The following is a 1,744-nucleotide window of genomic DNA, read 5'->3' as shown; positions in this document are numbered from 1 at the left end:
GACAGCGGACATTTTTTATGGGCGCGATTTGACGCATCATTCATCGGTCGGGAATATCTGTACAAATCTATATTCTTGTACAAGCATCCTTCGAACGCGCTGATGCACAATCACGGAGCCGAGCCATGACACGTCTACTGGTTTCATGGGTATTGATGTTGAGTTTGAGCAGTTGCGCCAACGTAGGCGTCGAGCGCTACGTTGATCAGCAGCCGCATCTGGACCTGGAGCGTTTCTTCAGCAAGCCCGTCAAGGCCTGGGGCATTTTCCAGAAGCGTTCCGGTGAGGTCACCAAGCGCTTTGAAGTGGCTATCGCCAGCCGGCGCGAGGGGAACGCCTTGATTCTCGACGAGCGTTTTCTGTACAGCGACGGCACGCGTCAACAACGTGTATGGACGCTGACACCGGATGGCCCGGGGCGCTGGAAGGGCCGGGCGGGTGATGTGGTCGGCGAGGCAATCGGCGAAGTGGCGGGTAACGCGCTGCGTTGGCGCTACAGGCTCAACCTGCCGGTGGACGGTTCGGTCTACGAGGTGAGCTTTGATGACTGGATGTATCTGATGGACGAGGACACCTTGATCAACCGCTCCAGCATGACCAAGTTCGGCGTCGAATGGGGCCAAGTCACGCTGTTCTTTCGTCGCCAATGAATGACCCGCAGTGAGGGTGAAACATGAACCTGCAAATGCTGACTGAGTTGGCCATGAACGGTGAAGTTCGCGAGCTGGAGTTGCTGTCGCTGGAGGGTGGCTTCTATATCGCGCGCGTCAGGCTGGATAACGCGGAGATGACACTGCAGGGCGATGACGCCCAGCCGCTGCGCATCGGCTCCGCCACGCATTTGCGCAGCCTGTTGCAACGGGTTCCGCCCTTTCCCTGCGTGCTGGTGCAGCACTGCGTGCACGATGAAATGTGCGGTGTGCGGGAAGGACCGATCGGCGCGTTGCGCATTCCGTTTTCGCTGGACTCGTCCCTGTAGGATCTGGACGTTTTTGGCTCCCCTCCCCCGTGGTATGGGCGGCCTGGGAAGGCAAGCCTATTCAGTGCGCCAAACGAGCTAGGCGGCTTGATCCACGCGGTCCTGCGCCGCTTCCACCAGCATCAGCCCCAACTCGATCATTTGCTGGATCGCAAGGGCAAGGTAGCGCTGTTGGGAAGGCAGGGTTTCGGCGAACTCACTGGTCATGGCTCCCGCGCCGGCGATGGTTTCGTAGGCGTTGGCGAGCAGTGCTTCGGTGTTGGCTTCGGGACGGACGCTGAACAGTTTTACGGATGGATTACATGAGTCATTACACATCTGTTGATCCTCGGTAAGGACCACCACCCAAAGGGTTAGGGTGGCAGCTGTACGCAGGTTAGTAGACCGGAAATTTCCTCGAAAACCGGCGCGCCCGAAGACGCCCTGCGCACAGCTACCAATAGATTCAGGCACTGAAATGCCTGACTGCAAGGACAGCCATACGCCGAGGAAATTTTTTATCGGGCTACTAAACCCGACCGCTGATAGGCAGCGGCAGACGAACCTTAAAGAGGTCGCCCAAGACGCACAACTCGGACGATTCTGATGGTTGTGTAGGCAATGCCGCAAGGTTCAGGAGCACACCCCGATACTGCATTTATCACTCATCGATCATCCCCCGCCGCACCACCCACGCCAACGGCAACGTCAACAACAACACCCCCGCCAATACCATCACCGCCAACGACACGCCCAACCCATCCCCCCCCCCTCCCAACACCACCC

3 protein-coding genes are annotated in these 1,744 nt (G+C 58.3%); 2 read left to right on the top strand and 1 reads right to left on the bottom strand.

Annotated elements, in window-relative coordinates; all coding sequences use genetic code 11:
* Window positions 1-125: 125 nt before the first annotated feature.
* Complete coding sequence (locus HX812_RS31510; RefSeq protein ID WP_038842360.1) at window positions 126-650, top strand: DUF3833 domain-containing protein; 525 nt, start codon at window positions 126-128, stop codon at window positions 648-650.
* A gap of 23 nt (window positions 651-673) precedes the next feature.
* Window positions 674-979 (top strand): DUF6482 family protein, encoded by a 306-nt coding sequence (locus HX812_RS31505; RefSeq protein WP_038842358.1) that lies wholly within the window; start codon window positions 674-676, stop codon window positions 977-979.
* 78 nt (window positions 980-1,057) lie between these two features.
* On the opposite strand, the gene HX812_RS31500 is transcribed toward HX812_RS31505, so the two are convergent.
* Window positions 1,058-1,297, bottom strand: coding sequence for a DUF6124 family protein (locus HX812_RS31500; protein ID WP_033902672.1), 240 nt, complete (start codon window positions 1,295-1,297; stop codon window positions 1,058-1,060).
* Between the last annotated feature and the right edge of the window lie 447 nt (window positions 1,298-1,744).

Source organism: Pseudomonas sp. IPO3749, from assembly GCF_013386605.1.
Classification (GTDB): domain Bacteria; phylum Pseudomonadota; class Gammaproteobacteria; order Pseudomonadales; family Pseudomonadaceae; genus Aquipseudomonas; species Aquipseudomonas azotoformans_A.
The sequence above is the reverse complement of the archived record's forward strand: the minus strand, read 5'-3'. Positions and strand labels throughout refer to the sequence as shown.